This window comes from Saccharopolyspora halophila (genome assembly GCF_039531955.1).
GTDB lineage: Bacteria > Actinomycetota > Actinomycetes > Mycobacteriales > Pseudonocardiaceae > Saccharopolyspora > Saccharopolyspora halophila.
The window spans coordinates 1-17,000 of the sequence record NZ_BAAARA010000020.1; the positions used below are offsets into that span (position 1 = coordinate 1).

Genomic DNA, 17,000 nt, shown 5'->3' on the forward strand with positions numbered 1-17,000 from the left:
CGCGGCCTGCCGGATCATCACGCTCGAGGACCAGCTCGCCGAGCACACCGGGCCATCGGAGCCCGGAGCGCAGCGCTAGATCGCGCGTCGACGCGTGCCCCGGTCGCCGTGCCGCACGGGTAGGTCCTGCGAGCAACGTCGTCGAACCGCTGCAGAGATGAGGAGAAGTGCCCGCGCGTGCCCGCCTGGCCAGTGCATGGCTGTCCGTGGCGCTGGTGGCCTACTTCGTGGTGACCGCGCCTGCCGAGGCCGCTGATCTGACCCGCAGCCTGCTGGGCCGACTCGCCGCGGCAGCGCACAGCGGCATGATCTTTCTGAACAACCTCGCCACGTAGCGAGTTCTCGGCAGTCCCGAGCGGGAGAGCCGGGAAGCTGCTCGGCCCGTGGAAACGCGCTCGGCTCGACCGGGAAGAAGAACGGGAACTGCAGCAGGCCGCGGCCGGCCGCGTCGTTGCGCGCCCAGTGGCGGGCAGCGTCGTCACGGCGGCGAGCGCGCTGCTGGATCAGATCGGTTCGGCGCGTCTCAACCGCACCGCGTGGTGGCGAGTGCGGGAGCTGCGCCGGGTGAAAGCGCAATTCCCGGCCCGCACACGAGGTGCGGGCCGGGAATCAACTCAGCGGAGTCTCAGACCGCGCGCACGACGTCGGCCTGCGGGCCCTTGGGGCCCTGGCTGACGTCGAAGGTCACCTGCTGGTTCTCCTCGAGGGTCCGGAAGCCGGCCGCGTCAATGGCCGAGTAGTGCACGAACACGTCCGGGCCGCCCTCGTTCGGGGCGATGAAGCCGAAGCCCTTTTCCGAGTTGAACCACTTCACGGTTCCGTTGGTCATGACTGTCTCCTTCAGGAGCTGGGGTATGACGGGCAACCACACGCGCGGAGGCCCGGGCCGGGGGATCTCAGACGGCGGCTCACTCCAGCTACAACCAAAGAAGCTCGCCCGCATCAACATCCTGCGAGCATGTACACAACACGAACCCAGAAATACAACGACCACCCATGATCCTACACGACTCCGCCGCGGGTTGGCAGCCGCAAGGACGTTCGTGGTCCTCCGCGGCGGGGTACGCCCACGTCACCCGCACAGGTGCTATCCAGGCTCGATGAGGGCTGACGGGCGTTTTGCGGCAAGCGCCCGGCGCGCCTCGCCGTCCCCGAGCGGGGGAGGGGCCCGAGATCTTCTCCCAGCTGGGCCCTCCGAGCATGAGAAAGGGCCTGGCCCGAACTCCTTGCGGAGTCCTGACCAGGCCCTTCACTGTCGGGGTGGCGGGATTTGAACCCACGACCTCCTCGACCCGAACGAGGCGCGCTCCCAAGCTGCGCCACACCCCGATTTCCAGCGGAGAGGCATCTCGGGTTCTCGCCTCAACGCTGGATATAGCTTAACGGATGCCCTCACCCGCTTCGTAGGGGGCCCTCTTTTCGGAATCATCGCTGGTCGCGGCCGGGTTCGGCGACTTCGGCAGCAAGGTCAGCAGCGTGGCCTCCGGCGGGCAGGCGAAGCGGACCGGGGCGTACGGCGAGGTTCCCAGGCCGGCCGAGACGTGCAGGCCCATGCGCTCGCCCCAGCGGGATGCGCCGCGGGCGCGGTGGCGGTCCAGCTCGCAATTGGTCGTCAGCGCGCCGTAGCCGGGCACGCGCAGCTGTCCGCCGTGGGTGTGGCCCGCCATCACCAGGTCGTAGCCGTCCTCGGCGAAGCAGTCCAGCACGCGGGGTTCCGGCGAGTGCGTCACGCCGAGGTTGAGCTGCGCGTCGGCCGGTGGCTTGCCCTCGATCATCTCGTAGCGGTCCAGGTGCAGGTGCGGGTCGTCCAGGCCGGCGACGTGGATCTTGATCCCGCCGGCTTCGAGGTCGTGGTGCTTGTGCGTGGCGTCCAGCCAGCCGCGCTCGGTCAGCGCCGCGCGGAGGTCTCGCCACGGCAGCGGCTCGCCGTGGACGCGCTTGGTCTTCGTCGACGGCAGCAGGTAGCGGGCCGGGTTCTTCGGCTTCGGCCCGTAGTAGTCGTTGCTGCCGAAGATGAACACGCCCGGGCGGTCCAGCAGCGGCCCCATCGCGCGCAGGGCGGCCGGAACCGCCTGCGGGTGCGCGAGGTTGTCGCCGGTGTTGACCACCAGGTCGGGGTCCAGGTCCGCGAGTTCCGCGACCCAGCGCTGCTTGGACTGCTGGTTCGGGGTCATGTGCAGATCGGAGATGTGCAGTACCCGCAGCGGCGACGCGTCTTCGGCGAGCACCGGCATCGTGGCCCGGCGCAACGTCCAGTGGCGCCGTTCGATCGCCGCCGAGTAGGTGATCCCCGCGACGCCGATGGCGCCCGTGCTGAGCAGAATCCGACCGAACTTGTTCACCCTTGCCACCCTACGGCTCCGTCGGGGTCGGTGGCCGGGTGGTGGCGCGGGTGGCGGGATAATCGGGACATGGCCGATCTCAAGGAAAAGCTGCGGGCCGATCTGTCCGCCGCGATGAAGGAACGGGACACCGAAACCACCAGCGTGCTGCGGATGGCGCTCGCCGCCGTCGGCAAGGAGGAGGTGGCAGGCAAGCAGGCGCGGGAGCTCTCCGACGAGGAGGTGCTCAAGGTGCTGAGCAAGGAGGTCAAGAAGCGGGACGAGTCCGCCGCGGCGTTCCGCGACGCCGGCCGCGAGGAGCAGGCCGCGTCCGAGGAGGGCGAGGCCGAGATCCTGCGCCGCTACCTCCCGCAGCCGCTGACCGAGGACGAGCTGTCCCAGCTGGTCGACGAGGCCATCGCCGAGGTCGAAGCGGAACTGGGCGACAAGCCCGGGATGAAGCAGATGGGCCAGGTCATGAAGGCGGCCAACGCCAAGGCGGGAGGCCGCGCCGAGGGCGGCCAGGTCGCGGGCCAGGTGAAGGCGAAGCTGCAGGGCTGAGCCGCACGCATCGCTCGTCCGGCGTGCCGGCGCGGCGCGAGCCGCCGCGCGGGACGAGCGGGCGACGGTTTTGCCTAGAACCGCGAGGCTCCCGCGCCCGAAATGTCCGGACAGTTTTAGGCAAAACTGTCACGAGCCCTGGCCGGGCGTCGCCTGCGCGGGGTTCAGCCCTCGGTGCCCTTGCGCCAGTAGTTGAGGGCGTAGAGGCGGCGGCGGTCCAGGCCGAGCTGCTGCTGGCAGTGCTCGCGGAGGGCGTGGACCGTCTCCGCCTCGGCGCCGATCCAGAGGTGCGGGTCCGGGCCCAGATCCGCCTCGCGGATCGCTACGGGGAGCAGGTCGCTCTCGCCCGCCGGGGTGCCGTCGCGGTGCAGCCAGTGCCAGGTGACGTCGGCGGCCGAGGTCACCCGCTGCTGCTCGGCCGCGTCGGCGACCTCCGCGAAGACCTCGACGCGAGCGCCTGCGGGCAGCTCCTCCAGGATCGCGCTCATCGCGGGCAGCGCCGTCTCGTCGCCGACCAGGACCAGCGGGTCGGCGTCCGGTTGCGGGTCGTAGGCCATGCTCGGGCCGATCGTCACGATCTCGTCGCCCGGTTCGGTCTCGGTCGCCCACTTGCCGCCCGGGCCCTCGTGGTCGTGCACCACGAAGTCGATGGCCAGCTCCAGGCGTTCCGCGTCGAACCAGCGGACCGTGTAGGTGCGCTGACGCGGCTGCTGCTCGCGGGGCAGCGCGAACACCTCGGCGCGGGTGCGGCCGAGCGGCATCGGTTGCCCGGGCTGCGGGAGGCACAGCTTGATCCGCTGATCGCTGCCGTTGCTGACGAAGTCGGCCAGCTCCTCGCCGCCGAGGACCACCCGCACCATCCGCGGGGTGATCCACTCGGTCCTGCGGATCTCCAGCAGCCGGTACCGGGACCGGGCGCGTCGCTGCCTCGCCTGCGCGTTCGTCACGTCGTCGAGTCTACGAAGCGCCCGGTCCGAGCCGGTCAGGGTGGGCTGATCGACGGCGGGTCAGGCCGGTTCGGCTGCGCGGGCCGATCGTTCGGCGACGGCTCCGGTGGTCTGCCCGGCGGCTGTTCCTGCTCCGGCGAGGGCTCCGGCGACGGAGATGCCGAGGGCGGTGGCGACGGCGTCGTGGTCTCCGGTTCGGGCGGCGGCACGTAACCGGTGCTGATCGAGATCGACACGGTCTCGCCGGGCAGCGCGAACCCGCGCGGCGTCTGGCTGGTGACGGTTCCCTGGGTGCGCTGGCTGTTCACCGAGCGCGCCTTGACCTTGTAGCCGGCCTCCTCCAGGTTCTCCTGGGCCTTCCGCTGCTTCAGACCCACGACGTTGGGCACCCGGTGCTCGGTTCCACCGGTCTCGTAGCGGCTGGTCGTCGGTGGCATCGGCGCGACCGGCAGCCCTTGGTGGATCTTCGTCATCGCGTCGAACCAGGTGCGCGCGGGCACCTTGCCGCCGTAGATGTTGCCGCCGTTGCCGCACAGCCGCGGCGGCGTGGTGTCGCAGATGCCCTGCGGCCGATCGCCGTCGGTGAAGGTCAGCACCGACCCGGCGAACTGCGGCGTGGCGCCCATGAACCCGGCCGACTGGTAGACCTCGGTCGTACCGGTCTTGGAGGCCACCGGCCTGCTCCAGCCCGCGCTGGAGGCCGCCTGCTCCGCGGTCCCGCCGGGTGCGTCGTCCTTGCTCATGCCGACGGCCAACGCGTTGGCGAGCTCTTCGTCGACGGCCTGCTCGCACGGGTCCTCGGTGATCGAGACCGGGTTGCCGTTGCGGTCCTGGATCTGCTCGATCGGAGTCGGTGGGCACCAGGTGCCGCCGCTCATGATCGTGGCGGCGACGTTGCTCAGCTCGAGGGGACTGGTCGGCGAGAAGCCGAGCGTGAACGCCCCGATGTTCTTGTTCTTGATGGCCTGCGCCTGGTTGGGCTCGCTGGCATCGGACGGCCCGGTGGGCATGCCGTTGAGGTCGTGGTGCAGCAGTGTCTGCCGCATCCCCAGCCGGGTGGCCATGTCCACCACGTTGTTCAGCCCGGCGCGTTCCTGCAGGGCGACGAACGCGGTGTTCGGCGAGGTCGCCAGCGCCGCCTGCAGGGTGCGCGGTCCCGGGGTGACCCCTTCCGCGTTGCCGACGGTGTACGGCCTGCTGCCGCTCTTGTAGACCGAGGAGGTGTAGGTGGGCGGGGTCTGGACCACGTTGTGGATCCCCATGCCCTTCTCCAGGGCCGCGGCCGCGGTGAACACCTTGTAGATCGACCCGGCGCCGAACCGCACCATCCCGCTGGGCAGCGCGTAGGCGGTCTGGCCCTTCGACGCGTCGACCCCGAAGTCCCGGTTGGCCACCAGCGCCCGCACCCGGTGCTTCTCCTTGCCGGGCTCGACCACGCTCATCACGTTGGCGATGCCGTCGGTGGTCTTGGGCACCTTGCTCTCGGCGGCCTGCTTGGCCGCATCGGTGGCGCCCTGGTCCAGCGAGGTCCGGATGGTGTAACCGCCGGTGCGGAGCTGCTCCTCGGTGAACCCGGCGCGCTCCAGGTAGTCCATGACGTACTTGCAGAAGAACCCGTCCGAGGGGCCCGCGCCCATGCAGCCCTGCGGCGGCTGCTGGATCGGTTGCTGCAGCCCCAGGCCGGAGCTGCGCGCCTTCTCGGCGGCCTCCGGGGTGATCCGGTGCTGGTCCTCCATCGCCTTGATCACCAGGTTGCGCCGCTCGAGCGCTTCGCCCGGGTTGGTCACCGGGTCCAGCGCGCTGGGGCTGTTCACCATGCCCGCCAGCAGCGCGGACTGGGCGATGGTCAGCTTGTCCGGCGAGGTGTTGAAGTAGGTGTGCGCGGCCGCGGCGATGCCGAAGGTCTGGTTCCCGTAGGGCACCACGTTGAGGTAGCGGGCGAGGATGTCCTCCTTGCTGAGGTGCTTCTCCACCTGCAGCGCGATCCTGATCTCCCGCAGCTTGCGCGCCGGGGTCTGCTCGATGGCCTCGGCCTGCTTGACCGGGTCGCCCGCCGCGGCGACGTGCATCAGGTAGTTCTTCACGTACTGCTGGGTCAGCGTCGAGCCGCCCTGGGCGATCTCGCCGGACATCTGGTTGGTGACCGCCGCGCGCATGGTGCCCGGCCAGTCCACGCCGTTGTGATCGAAGAACCGGCGGTCCTCGATGGCCACGACCGCCGCCTTCATCGTGTCGGCGATCTGATCCGGCGCGGCGGGCTGCCGGTTCTGCTCGTAGAGGTAGGCTATCGGCCGCCCGTCCCGATCTGTGACTGTAGTCACAAGCGGCGGTTCCTTGGTTATCAGGTCCGTCGAGATGCTGTCGACGGCGTCGCCTGCGCGGTTGGAGACCACTCCGAGTGATCCCGCTACCGGGAAGAGCATTCCCGCCACCAACACGCCAGCCAGCACACACAGACCGAAGAGCTTCAAGAGGCCGTCCCGGGCACGCACCGGGCCAGACTAAAACGTACACGGCTCGTGACGGTCTGTTACAGCCAAAGTTGGTCCGATGTGGTGAGTGGGAAAGATAACGGAGCGACAACCGCCGGTTGGTTGTGGAACCGCTGGGCTCTACAGTCCGTCTACGTCCAGCGACAGCACTGTTGCGATCGGGTCCCCGACTTGCCCCGATCGCGACATCCGGTGCCGGGGGGCTCCGGACGAAATACGGTCGCCGACGATCCAGTGAAGGAGCTGGGGGAAATTTATGTTCGAGCAGGGGGACTGGCGGGTTAACGCCGCATGTCGAGACCAGAACCCGGATCAATTGTTCGTCCGCGGGGCCGAGCAGCGCAAAGCACGAATGGTCTGCTTTGGATGCCCGGTCCGGACCGAGTGCCTCGGTGAGGCGCTCGACAACAAGATCGAATTCGGTGTGTGGGGCGGAATGACGGAACGGGAACGGCGCGCGTTGCTGCGCCGTCGGCCGGATGTTCGTAATTGGCGCGAATTGCTGGAAGCGGCCCGCGCCGATTACACCGACCTCGCCGAGGTTCAGGTGAGCTGATCTACAAATAGAACGGGCCGGGTATTCGCAATTGCGAGTGCCCGGCCTCTTTTGCGCTCATTCGCCGGCGAGCCTGCGCCCGATCTCGCGCAGCCCGGCGAGGTCGTGCACGTCCGAAGGCAGCGCGGGCACGCCGACCAGCGAGACCTCCGGGTGGGCGCGGGTGAAGCGCGCGAGCATCCGCTTCTCCCGCTCGGCGATGGCGACCCGGTCCGCGTGCACCCGCAGCACCCCCGCCGCCAGCGGCGCGGTCTCCGCGGACTCCAGCTCGTCGGCGACCGCTGTGGCCCGGGTGCCGGACACCTCGGCCACCACCGGGTGCGTCCGGTTCGCCACCAGCCCGGTCAGCGGCATCGACTCGCCCGCGAGCCGTTCCACGAAGTAGGCGGCCTCCCGCAGCGCGTCCGGTTCCGGCGCCGCCACGACCAGGAACGCGGTTCCCGGCGAGCGCAGCAACCGATAGGTGTGCTCGGCGCGTTCCCGGAACCCGCCGAAGGTCGAGTCGAAGGCCTGCACGAACCGGGCGGCGTCGTTGAGCAGCTGGCCGCCGATGATCGTGGACACGGCCTTGGCGAAGATGCCGAACCCGGCACCGACGATCTTGCGCAGCCCGCGGCCGCCGGCCTTGGCCGGGCTGGAGAGCATCTTGATCAGGCGTCCGTCGAGCACGGTGGACAACCGCTGCGGGGCGTCCAGGAAGTCCAGCGCGGACCGGCTCGGCGGGGTGTCCACCACGATCAGGTCCCACTCGCCGGAGGCCGACAGCTGCCCGAGCTTCTCCATCGCCATGTACTCCTGCGTTCCGGAGAACGACGTGGAGATGGTCTGGTAGAAGGGATTGCTCAGGATCTGCTGGGCGCGCTCCTCGCCCGCGTGCGTGAGCACCATGTCGTCGAAGGTGCGCCGCATGTCCAGCATCATCGCGTTGAGCTCGCCCGCGGGCTCGAATCCCTCCGGCTCGACCCGTTTGGGCGTGTTGCCCAGTTCTCGCAGGCCCAGCGCCTGGGCGAGCCGGCGCGCCGGGTCGATGGTGAGCACCACGGCCTTGCGCCCGCGCTCGGCGGCGCGGACCGCCAGCGCTGCTGCGGTGGTGGTCTTGCCGACGCCTCCGGAGCCGCAGCAGACGATCACGCGGGTCTCCGGATCGTCGAGCAGGCCGTCGACGTCGACCTGGGCCGGTCGCTGCGGTTGGCTCAACGTGCGCTCCCGATGCCGTGTTCGGTGAGGATCTCGGCCAGCTCGTAGAGCTCGGCGACATCGATGCCCGCGGTCAGGTCGGGCAGTGCGACGGTCGGCAGGTCGGTGTCCGCGACCTGCTCGCGCGCGGCGGTCTCGGCCCGGGTGCGGATCGCGTGCTCGCTGGTCTCGTGCAGCAGGCCGCGCAGCGCCTCGTCGTCGACGTCCAGTCCGGTGGAGGCCAGCCCGGAGCGCACCGCCTCGGCGTCGATCCGGTCCTCGGCGGCGGCGTCGATCTCGTCCCCGGGAAGCCTGCACGGGCGCACCCGGTTGAACACCACGCCGCCGGGGCGCAGCTCGGCGGCGTCCAGTTCCGCGACGGCGTCCAGGGTCTCGCGGACCGGGAGCTCCTCCAGCAGCGTCACCAGGTGCACCACCGTGGCGCTGGAGTGCACCAGCCGGATCACCCCGTCGCTGTGCTCCCGGATGGGACCGACCTTGGCCAGGTCGGCCATCGCGCGCGTGACGTCCAGGAACTTCACCACCCGCCCGGTGGGCGGCGCGTCGACCACCACCGCGTCGTAGTAGTAGCGCCCGTGCTCGTCGGTGCGCCCGACGCACTCCTTGATCTTGCCGGTGAACAGCACGTCGCGAAGACCCGGTGCGAGGGTCGTGGCGAACTCGATGGCGCCCATCTTGCGCAGCGTGCGGCCCGCGAAGCCGAGGTTGTAGAACATCGACAGGTACTCCAGCAGCGCGGGCTCCGCGTCGATGGCCAGCGCCCGCAGCTCGCCGCCACCGGGAGCCGCCGCGATCCACTCCTCGGAGTAGGGCAGCGGCGCGGTGTCGAAGAGCTGCGCGATTCCCTGCCTGCCCTCGACCTCGATGAGCAGTACTCGCTTCCCGCCGGTGGCCAGCGCCAGTGCCAGCGCGGCCGCCACCGTCGTCTTGCCCGTGCCGCCCTTGCCGCTGACAACGTGCAGCCGGGCCTGGTTGAGCTCCCCGTCCCACTGCGTCACGCGATCAGCGTAGGTCCATCACGCCGCAAATGTCTCGACCAGATCCGGAGTTCGAGCAGGAGATGTCTCGGTGTGCCGCGTGCGCGGCGGTGCGGGTGGCGGAACCCGGCGCGCCGTGTGAGCGCGGGCTGCGTCCCACGCCTGGAACGGCGGCTCCGCCGCACGCTTAAATGCGGCCTACCCGGCGCGCCGTGCGTCGTGCCGCCATGCGGGACGAGGTCGACGGCAGGCACTAAGCTGCGGCCATGCAGAAGTGGGAGTACGCGACCGTGCCGTTGTTGAGTCACGCGACGAAGCAGATCCTCGACCAGTGGGGCGAAGACGGCTGGGACCTCGTTGCCGTGCTGCCCGGTCCGACCGGTGAGCAGATGGTGGCCTACATGAAGCGGCCGAAGGAGGCCTGACGATGGGTCGCTGGACGGATCGGCTCAGCGAGCTGGGCATCCCGCTGCCGGAGGTCGTCACCCCGGTAGCCGACTACGTGCCCGCGGTGCGCACGGGCAACCTCGTCTACACCGCCGGCCAGATCCCGATGGTGGCCGGCGAGCCCGCCGGGACCGGCAAGGTCGGTGCTGGCGTCAGCGCCGAGGAGGCCAAGCAGCACGCCCGGATCTGCGCGCTCAACGCGCTGGCCGCGGTCGACTCGCTCGTCGGCGTGGACTCGATCGTGCGCGTGGTCAAGGTCGTCGGCTTCGTGGCCTCCGCGGAGGGCTTCCACGGCCAGCCGGGCGTGATCAACGGTGCCTCCGAGCTGTTCGGCGAGGTCTTCGGCGAGGCGGGCAAGCACGCCCGCTCGGCCGTCGGCGTCGCGGAGCTGCCGCTGGGCGTGCCGGTGGAGGTCGAGCTGATCGTCGAGGTGGCCTGAGGTCCTGCCTTCCGCGCTCGGGCGCGGCTCGCGGTTCGGCCGCGAGATCCGGTGATCGATTTCGGCGGTTGGCAACGAGCCGGACATTTTCGGCGAATGCGGACATTCGCCGGGAAATCAACGCGGCGTACCTGGTTTCGGGTACGCCGCGTTTTGTCTTCGCTGACAGCGGGTGATCGGTTGTCGGCGCAGCGCGAAATCTTCGACCGCCGGGCGACGAAGATCATCTGAAACAAGTACGCTGCGATCATCTCGAGTTCGCCGTACACCTGGTCTGGTGTCACGCGAACGGGGGATGATGATTCCGACGTGTTGCGAATGGGTCGATCGAAACCTTGATTGATCCGGCCAGTAGGACCAAAGTTCACCTAGAAGGGTGTTGTCGCGCCGGGGGACTAGCGGGCGGGCACACCCACACGGGAGCACAAGGCATGGAGGGGCGCCGTGGCAGTGCGTGAAACCGATCTGCTGTGCCACGAACTGTTGCTTCGACTCGCAGGCAGGTTGCCCGATCGGCACCTGTGGCGGTTCCGCGACTGGCTGGCAGGCGATGCCGTGGAGGTGGTCGCGAGGGTGCTGCCGGGCGCTCTGGTCCGCGAGCGCATCGCGCTCGACGACGAGGAGCACCGGCTGCTCTCGGAGGCGCTGCTGCCGATGGGCGCCGACCCGGCGGTGGTCAACGCCGTGCTGCCCGCCGTCGTCGACACCACCCCGCACTACTCGTTCAGCTCCGAGCGCCCGGCGGAGAACGTCGCCGATTCCGCGGTGCTGGTGCTCGGCGCGACGTTGCGCGGCCGTCCCGGCGTCCGCGAGGTGCGCAGCACGTGGCGCAAGCGGGAGGGGGGCTCGCCGAAGCAGGTCGTGCTGGTGAGCGCGTCCGGCGATCACATCGACCTCGCCGGGGAGATCCAGCGCGTGCTGCGCGCGCTCGGGGAGACGGCGCCGTGCGTCGAGGTGCTGTCCAACGATCTTGAACCGACCCCGTATCACCGGATGGCGCTGGACGAGTCGGCGCTGGTGTGCACGGGAGCCGAGGAACTCGCCGGTCGCCGCGGCTGAGCGGTCGGCAGCTTAAGGAGGCATTCGTGGTGGACGTGGCAGAGGGCGCCGGTCCGGTGGACCGGTTGCACGACCTCGTGCTGGCCATGACCGGGCGGATCGACGACGACGGCATCGAAGCGGTGCGCGAGCTGCTCGGCATCGGGCAGCCGGACGCCGCGGCGGAGTACCTCGTCGGCTGCCTGCTGGCCGGTGAGATCGAGGTGAGCCCGGCCGAGCAGCACCAGCTGCGGCGGGTGCTCGACGAAACCCGCAGCCCGCACCGGCTGGCCGACCGGCTGGCCGTCGTGGAGTCGTTGCCCGGCGAGAAGCACCGGTTCAGCGCTCCGCAGCTGGACGACACCGACCTGGAACTGGCGCTGAAGTCAGTCGGTTCCCGGCTGTCCGGACTGCGCGGACTGTGGGCGACCAACCGCACCACGCCCGCGGGCACCAGCTACGGCGCGGTGCCGCAGGGCGTCCTGCTCGCCGAGGTCGGGCCGGAGGGCGCCGGGTCCGCGGTGGCCTACCAGCTGATCAGCGCGCTGCGCCGGGCGGGCCTGCGCTACGCCGTGGACGTCTTCGACACCGGCGCCGAGCTGCCCGAATACCACCGCGAGGCGCTCGCGAACGCGCGCCGGGTGCGGTTAGAGGTAGCGGCCGGGGAGCGGACCGCTCCGCCGGTGGCCATGCCGCAGGAGCGGATCGCCGAGCGGCGGCAGCCCGATGAACCTCCTCCACCACCACCACCGATGCCGCCCGTGGCGGACGAACCCAGGCCGGAGGGGGTGCAGCATGCTGTGGCCGAGCCGCAGCACGAGTTTCTGGGTGAGCACGCCACCCAGCCGCCCCGCCCAGCAGGCAAGCACGAGCCCGCAGCCCCCGCAGCCCCCGCAGCTCCAGCAGGCCCCGCAACCCCCGCAGAACCGGGGGAACCCGAGCGGCCCGCAGCTGAACTCGAGCAGTCCGGAGCCGAGCACTTCGGAGCCGAACCCGAGCGCCCGGCCGAACTCGACGAACCCGGCGAACCCCCTGCCGAAGAGGCGGCCGAACAGACCGGGGTGATGATGAAGGTCCCCGCCGCGGTCGACGAGAAGCTCACCGACCGCGAGCGCAACCTGCTCCGCAAGCTGCACGAGGAACTGGCGCATCGCGAGACCGACTCCCCGGGAGCGGCCGGCGAGGAAGGCGCCCGCAGCTCGCTGACGGGCGGGACCGGCGGGTTCCCGTCGATCGCCCAGCACTGAGTTCCGCAGGACGCGACACGACAACGACCCCGACGCCGATCTCGACGGTGCCGTTCGACCGCTCGGCGGCCTAGGGTGACCGGCATGGGGTCGATGCGTGGTCGGGCGCTGCCCGACGGGTTCGTGCCCGAGCGGGCACCGGAGGTTCCCGCCGAACTGCGGAACGCGGCGACCGTGATGCTGCTGCGCGACGGTGCGACGGGAATCGAGGTCTTCCTGCAGCGCCGAGTGCGGGGGATGGCCTTCGCGGGCGGCATGACGGTCTTTCCCGGTGGCGGTGTGGATCCCCGGGACCGCGAGCTCGCCTCCGCCGAGGACGCGCAGGTCGGCTGGGCGGGTCCCGATCCGGCCTGGTGGGCGCGGCGCTTCGGCTGCTCGCCCGACCTGGCGCGGGCGCTGGTGTGCGCGGCGGTGCGCGAGACCTTCGAGGAATCCGGCGTGCTGCTGGCCGGGCCTGAGCCGGACCGCGTCGTCGGCGAGACCGGGCGCTACGCGGCGGCCCGCGCGGAGCTGGAAACCCGCGAGCGGTCGCTGGCCGAGTTCCTCGCCGCCGAAGGGCTCGTGCTGCGCGCCGACCTGCTGCGCCCCTGGTCGAACTGGGTCACCCCGGAGCGCGAACCGCGCCGCTACGACACCAGGTTCTTCCTCGCCGCGCTTCCCGAGGGCCAGCTCGCCGACGCGGGAACGTCCGAAGCCGCCGAGGCCTACTGGGCGGCACCGCAGCGCGCCCTGGAGGACTTCCGCGCGGGGCGCTGCCAGCTGCTGCCGCCGACCGAGGTCACGCTCGCGGAGCTGGCCGAGCACGACACCCTCGAGGCCGCGCTGGCGGCCGAGCGCACCATGCGTCCGATCATGCCCAAGCTGCTCAACCGCGACGGCCGTTGGCAGGCGGTTCTGCCCGGCGAGCCGGGATACGAGGAGGCCCAGTGAGCGAGCACCCGGCATACGGCGAACTCCGGCCGGTCACCGGGTACGCCTCGGTGCTGCTGGCGGACAACCCGTCGCCGATGACCCTGGACGGCACCAACACCTGGATCCTGCGCGAGCCGGGGAGCGCGAGCAGCGTGGTCGTCGACCCGGGTCCGGGGGACGCCGAGCATCTTCGCCGGGTCGCCGATCGAGGTCCGGTCTCGCTGGTGCTGCTGACCCACCACCACGGCGACCACACCGACGGCGTCGCGGAGTTCGTCGGGCTCACCGGTGCGAAGGTGCGCGCGCTGGACCCCTCGCTGTGCCGCGACGCCGAGCCGCTGACCGACGGGGAACTGATCCGCGCGGGCGGCCTCGAGCTGCGCGTGCTGGAAACCGCGGGGCACACGGCGGACTCGGTGTGCTTCGCGGCCGAGCACGACGAACCCGCCGTCTTCACCGGGGACAGCGTGCTCGGGAGGGGAACCACGGTCGTCGCCCATCCGGACGGCCATCTCGGTTCCTACCTCGATTCGCTGCGGCGACTGATCGAGCTGCCGGAAGGCGTGCGGGCGCTGCCCGGGCACGGCCCGGAGCTGCCGGACGTCCGCGCTGCCGCCGAGCACTACCTGCAGCACCGGCGCGGACGCCTCGAGCAGGTGCGCTCCGCCGTCGCCGAGCTCGGTTCCGAGGCGACCCCGCGGCAGGTCGTCGAGATCGTCTACGCCGATGTGGACCGGTCGGTCTGGCCTGCCGCGGACCTGACCGTGCGAGCGCAGTTGACCTATCTGGCCGAGCGAGGCGAGCTGCCCGCGGGCTGAGCCGGGGCGTGGGTAACATCGGAACGGAGAACAGTGCTAAGCCTTCGTCGTCCGGGTAGTCGGTTGAGGAGCTTCCGGCAGGGGCGACTCCGCGTCGCCCACCTCGGCGAGCAGGGCGCGTCGTTGCTGTTGTTGATGGCGAAGTCGAGGCACAAGAAGCCGGAGAACGTCCGCCGCTACTTCAAGCCGTCCTCCTGGGCGATCGCCGAGGTCACCAGTCTGCTCGCGCCCGACGATGCTCGCCGGTGAGGTCGTGGAGTGACGGGACATCTCGACGCGGCGCGTGATGCGCGGTCCAAGCCACGACGCGCTTGCCCAGGCGGCGGAGTCGTGCGCTGGCGCTTTCCGGTCCTCGGCGCTACCTGATGCCGCCCCAGATCCGGGTGCTGAGTGAGTGCACCGGTGCACCCCGGGTGTTGTAGGCACGCGGGGCGTGTAGGGTGATCGGTGGTCGTTGTATTTCTGGGTTCGTGTTGTGTACATGCTCGCAGGATGTTGATGCGGGCGAGCTTCTTTGGTTGTAGCTGGAGTGAGCCGCCGTCTGAGATCCCCCGGCCCGGGCCTCCGCGCGTGTGGTTGACCCGTCATACCCCAGCTCCTGAAGGAGACAGTCATGACCAACGGAACCGTGAAGTGGTTCAACTCGGAAAAGGGCTTCGGCTTCATCGCCCCGAACGAGGGCGGCTCGGACGTGTTCGTGCACTACTCGGCCATTGACGCGGCCGGCTTCCGGACCCTCGAGGAGAACCAGCAGGTGACCTTCGACGTCAGCCAGGGCCCCAAGGGCCCGCAGGCCGACGTCGTGCGCGCGGTCTGAGACTCCGCTGAGTTGATTCCCGGCCCGCACCTCGTGTGCGGGCCGGGAATTGCGCTTTCACCCGGCGCAGCTCCCGCACTCGCCACCACGCGGTGCGGTTGAGACGCGCCGAACCGATCTGATCCAGCAGCGCGCTCGCCGCCGTGACGACGCTGCCCGCCACTGGGCGCGCAACGACGCGGTCGGCCGCGGCCTGCTGCGGCTCCCGTTCTTCCCGGTTGAGCCGAGCGCGTTTTTACGGGCCGGGTTCCCGGAACCGAGCCTTGTTCCTGCCTGCGGTTCTGCAGCGGCGACTCTTTGCGTTGCGCCAGGCCACAGGATCCTTTGACGTGCATTGGAGCCCGATGTGGGCTAACGACAGCCTGATCACGACTTTGCCCACGGTGTTCACAGTGGATGGTGACCTCGCTGGCGACGGTGTCGCCCTGCTGGCCGAGCGGCTCTGGCCGCATGTGCTGACCGGACCACCGGACACGCTCGTGGACCTGGCCCGGGCCAGCACCATCGATGCCGCCGGGCTCGATCTCCTGGTCGCCGCACACGCCTACGCGGCCCACCGGCCCAGTCCCCTTCGCATCGTCAACGCGGCGTCGTGCGTGCTCCGCGTGCTGCATGCGGCCGGAGTGAGCACGATCCCGGCCCGCAGCCCCCGCGCCGAGGTCGCCACCACAGCCACGACACCTGCGCCTCGGCGCAACGCCGCGGTGGCAATGGCGTGATGCGGCACTCCCGCCACGTCGCGCGGCCGCCGACCGATGATGCGTGGCAGATCACCAATGCCGAAGGCCAGCACACCGCGCGGATCGCCGGCACTGGACACGAGGCGATCGCCCGCGCCCACCACCAGCCCGCCGCTTAGGGCGAGGACGCGTGTTCTTCACCGACACCGACTGACCACCCCGACACTGGGCCGTCAGCCTCGCGAAACGACTTCCCCGTGAACCTCTCCACCTCCCTCCGCCCGGCAACGCGCCTCGGAACGGCTCCGCGCAGGTGGACCGGCGCGGCACTCTGCCGCGTCAAGACCCGCGCCCACCCCGCCCAGACAAATCCCGCGACCGGAGGCCGGTGACGTCTGTGGCGTTTTTCGAGCCCGGCTCGCCCCGCATCACCCCAGCATCCCATCACCGGCGAGCAGATCGGGGAGAGGAGACTCTGTGCCCGCTCCGCACGCCCTTCTCCGTCGGCGAACCCGGAGGCCGGTGATCGACGCATCCGCCGTGCGCAGCATGGACTTTCGTATCCTGGTGGCATGAGCGAAGTCTTGACGACGCGTCGCGCCTACGCGTCGGTCAAACCCCGGATGCGGGGGTGGATTCACCTGGCCAGCGTGATCGGGTTCGCCGCCTCCGGCGCGGTGCTGATCACCCTGTCCGCCACGACCGGCCCGCCGACAACAGCCGTTGCCGTGACGCTCTACATGGCCGGGGTGCTCGGCCTGTTCGGTGTCAGCACCATCTATCACCTCATCACGTGGCGCTCCGAGCGCGCCCGCACGTGGATGCGAAGGCTGGATCACTCGATGATCTTCCTGCTGATCGCGGGCACCTACACCCCCATCAGTCTGCTGGCCCTGCCTCAGGACACCGCACGCATCGTGCTGGGCGTAGTCTGGACCGGAGCGCTGGGCGGCATGCTGCTCAAACTCGCCTGGCCCCACGCGCCGCGCTGGGTCGGTGTCCCGCTCTACATCGCCCTTGGCTGGGTCGCGGTGTTCGTCCTCGGCGACCTGCTACACACCGCCGGTGTCGCCGGACTCGTGCTGCTGCTGGCCGGTGGAGTCCTCTACACCATCGGAGCCCTCAGCTACGCGACCCGGTGGCCCGACCCGTGGCCGAGCATGTTCGGCTATCACGAGGTCTTCCACACCGCCGTGACCGCAGCGGCGATCTGCCACCACATCACCGTCTGGCTCCTCCTCCGATGACACCCGCCCCTTCTTGACGAGTGAGCAGGCCCCGGTTCTCCCGCCTGGGAGCGCCGGGGCCTGTCACGTGGCGAGGTTGCTCAGAAAGATCATGCCGCTGTGGGTTGCGGCGGCGAGTCGGCCCAGCAGGCCGCAGGTCAGATCAGTGGCCTCAACCGGTGCGGTACCGCGAAGTAGGCGACCAACGCCACAGACGGCCACGCAGTGGTCAGTCGGGCACGCACGGGCAACTTCTCCTCAACTCTCCGATGGCCCGGTGTGCTCGGCGAGCTGGTCCTCGAGCGTGATGATCCGGCAGGCCGCG

The 17,000-nt window shown here is 70.2% G+C and carries 19 protein-coding genes and 1 tRNA gene; 13 read left to right on the forward strand and 7 right to left on the reverse strand.

The annotated features are described in order from the left end of the window. The first annotated feature begins 167 nt into the window (after nt 1-167). Nucleotides 168-335, forward strand: coding sequence for a hypothetical protein (locus ABD289_RS20880; RefSeq protein ID WP_344135570.1), 168 nt, complete (start codon nt 168-170; stop codon nt 333-335). 290 nt (nt 336-625) lie between these two features. Here the strand turns inward: ABD289_RS20880 and ABD289_RS20885 are convergent, their stop codons facing one another. From ABD289_RS20885 to ABD289_RS20895, 3 genes are all read right to left on the reverse strand, one after another. After that, nucleotides 626-829: a cold-shock protein gene (locus tag ABD289_RS20885; protein WP_344135573.1), complete on the reverse strand. Its 204-nt coding sequence runs from the start codon at nt 827-829 to the stop codon at nt 626-628. Nucleotides 830-1,255: 426 nt separating this feature from the next. Next, nucleotides 1,256-1,329: transfer RNA gene (locus ABD289_RS20890), tRNA-Pro, on the reverse strand. A gap of 50 nt (nt 1,330-1,379) precedes the next feature. After that, complete coding sequence (locus ABD289_RS20895; protein ID WP_344135576.1) at nt 1,380-2,342, reverse strand: metallophosphoesterase; 963 nt, start codon at nt 2,340-2,342, stop codon at nt 1,380-1,382. A 69-nt stretch (nt 2,343-2,411) separates the two neighbouring features. Here ABD289_RS20895 and ABD289_RS20900 point away from each other — a divergent pair, with 69 nt between their 5' ends. After that, the gene (locus tag ABD289_RS20900; RefSeq protein ID WP_344135579.1) at nt 2,412-2,882 is read left to right on the forward strand and encodes a GatB/YqeY domain-containing protein; all 471 of its coding nucleotides are present in this window, start codon (nt 2,412-2,414) and stop codon (nt 2,880-2,882) included. 164 nt (nt 2,883-3,046) lie between these two features. On the opposite strand, the gene ABD289_RS20905 is transcribed toward ABD289_RS20900, so the two are convergent. Beyond that, nucleotides 3,047-3,829, reverse strand: coding sequence for a siderophore-interacting protein (locus ABD289_RS20905; protein WP_344135582.1), 783 nt, complete (start codon nt 3,827-3,829; stop codon nt 3,047-3,049). A gap of 35 nt (nt 3,830-3,864) precedes the next feature. Beyond that, on the reverse strand, nt 3,865-6,252 hold the full coding sequence (locus ABD289_RS20910) for a penicillin-binding protein (RefSeq protein ID WP_344135585.1): 2,388 nt from the start codon (nt 6,250-6,252) through the stop codon (nt 3,865-3,867). Between the two features lie 325 nt (nt 6,253-6,577). Here ABD289_RS20910 and ABD289_RS20915 point away from each other — a divergent pair, with 325 nt between their 5' ends. Continuing rightward, nucleotides 6,578-6,877, forward strand: a complete 300-nt coding sequence (locus tag ABD289_RS20915; protein WP_344135588.1) for a WhiB family transcriptional regulator — start codon at nt 6,578-6,580, stop codon at nt 6,875-6,877. 57 nt (nt 6,878-6,934) lie between these two features. Here the strand turns inward: ABD289_RS20915 and bagB are convergent, their stop codons facing one another. Then, entirely contained in the window at nt 6,935-8,074 is a 1,140-nt protein-coding gene (gene bagB / locus ABD289_RS20920; RefSeq protein WP_344135591.1) for an ATPase BagB, read from the reverse strand. Then, nucleotides 8,071-9,072: an ATPase BagA gene (gene bagA, locus ABD289_RS20925; RefSeq protein WP_344135594.1), complete on the reverse strand. Its 1,002-nt coding sequence runs from the start codon at nt 9,070-9,072 to the stop codon at nt 8,071-8,073. The genes bagB and bagA overlap by 4 nt, the downstream gene beginning before the upstream one ends. A 245-nt stretch (nt 9,073-9,317) precedes the next feature. Between bagA and sp36 the strand changes: the two genes are divergently transcribed. The 10 genes from sp36 to trhA all read left to right on the forward strand — a co-directional run bounded on the left by sp36 (nt 9,318) and on the right by trhA (nt 16,696). After that, nucleotides 9,318-9,476: a Sp36 family protein gene (sp36, locus tag ABD289_RS20930; protein WP_344135597.1), complete on the forward strand. Its 159-nt coding sequence runs from the start codon at nt 9,318-9,320 to the stop codon at nt 9,474-9,476. 2 nt (nt 9,477-9,478) lie between these two features. After that, on the forward strand, nt 9,479-9,937 hold the full coding sequence (locus tag ABD289_RS20935) for a RidA family protein (RefSeq protein WP_344135600.1): 459 nt from the start codon (nt 9,479-9,481) through the stop codon (nt 9,935-9,937). Between the two features lie 444 nt (nt 9,938-10,381). Continuing rightward, on the forward strand, nt 10,382-10,996 hold the full coding sequence (locus tag ABD289_RS20940; RefSeq protein ID WP_344135603.1) for a hypothetical protein: 615 nt from the start codon (nt 10,382-10,384) through the stop codon (nt 10,994-10,996). Nucleotides 10,997-11,022: 26 nt separating this feature from the next. Further along, the gene (locus ABD289_RS20945; protein WP_344135607.1) at nt 11,023-12,222 is read left to right on the forward strand and encodes a hypothetical protein; all 1,200 of its coding nucleotides are present in this window, start codon (nt 11,023-11,025) and stop codon (nt 12,220-12,222) included. 93 nt (nt 12,223-12,315) lie between these two features. Next, on the forward strand, nt 12,316-13,152 hold the full coding sequence (locus ABD289_RS20950) for an NUDIX hydrolase (RefSeq protein ID WP_344135625.1): 837 nt from the start codon (nt 12,316-12,318) through the stop codon (nt 13,150-13,152). Further along, a complete protein-coding gene (locus ABD289_RS20955) occupies nt 13,149-13,952 on the forward strand; it encodes an MBL fold metallo-hydrolase (protein ID WP_344135610.1) in 804 nt (267 codons plus the stop codon). The genes ABD289_RS20950 and ABD289_RS20955 overlap by 4 nt, the downstream gene beginning before the upstream one ends. Before the next feature lie 63 nt (nt 13,953-14,015). Next, nucleotides 14,016-14,201: a site-specific integrase gene (locus ABD289_RS20960; RefSeq protein ID WP_344135613.1), complete on the forward strand. Its 186-nt coding sequence runs from the start codon at nt 14,016-14,018 to the stop codon at nt 14,199-14,201. Nucleotides 14,202-14,565: 364 nt separating this feature from the next. Further along, nucleotides 14,566-14,769: a cold-shock protein gene (locus ABD289_RS20965; RefSeq protein WP_344135616.1), complete on the forward strand. Its 204-nt coding sequence runs from the start codon at nt 14,566-14,568 to the stop codon at nt 14,767-14,769. 263 nt (nt 14,770-15,032) lie between these two features. After that, on the forward strand, nt 15,033-15,488 hold the full coding sequence (locus ABD289_RS20970; protein WP_344135619.1) for an STAS domain-containing protein: 456 nt from the start codon (nt 15,033-15,035) through the stop codon (nt 15,486-15,488). A 533-nt stretch (nt 15,489-16,021) separates the two neighbouring features. Beyond that, nucleotides 16,022-16,696 carry a PAQR family membrane homeostasis protein TrhA gene (gene trhA / locus ABD289_RS20975; protein ID WP_344135622.1) on the forward strand — a complete coding sequence of 225 codons (675 nt, stop codon included), beginning with the start codon at nt 16,022-16,024 and terminating at the stop codon, nt 16,694-16,696. The last annotated feature ends 304 nt before the right edge of the window (nt 16,697-17,000 follow it).

Bases quoted from the DNA above. Each gene is read 5' to 3' on its own strand.
- trhA (WP_344135622.1), top strand. From the start codon at position 16,022: ATGAGCGAAGTCTTGACGACGCGTCGCGCCTACGCGTCGGTCAAACCC.
- ABD289_RS20950 (WP_344135625.1), top strand. From the start codon at position 12,316: ATGCGTGGTCGGGCGCTGCCCGACGGGTTCGTGCCCGAGCGGGCACCG.
- ABD289_RS20885 (WP_344135573.1), bottom strand. From the start codon at position 829: ATGACCAACGGAACCGTGAAGTGGTTCAACTCGGAAAAGGGCTTCGGC.
- sp36 (WP_344135597.1), top strand. From the start codon at position 9,318: ATGCAGAAGTGGGAGTACGCGACCGTGCCGTTGTTGAGTCACGCGACG.
- ABD289_RS20910 (WP_344135585.1), bottom strand. From the start codon at position 6,252: ATGCTCTTCCCGGTAGCGGGATCACTCGGAGTGGTCTCCAACCGCGCA.
- ABD289_RS20915 (WP_344135588.1), top strand. From the start codon at position 6,578: ATGTTCGAGCAGGGGGACTGGCGGGTTAACGCCGCATGTCGAGACCAG.
- ABD289_RS20935 (WP_344135600.1), top strand. From the start codon at position 9,479: ATGGGTCGCTGGACGGATCGGCTCAGCGAGCTGGGCATCCCGCTGCCG.
- ABD289_RS20965 (WP_344135616.1), top strand. From the start codon at position 14,566: ATGACCAACGGAACCGTGAAGTGGTTCAACTCGGAAAAGGGCTTCGGC.
- ABD289_RS20900 (WP_344135579.1), top strand. From the start codon at position 2,412: ATGGCCGATCTCAAGGAAAAGCTGCGGGCCGATCTGTCCGCCGCGATG.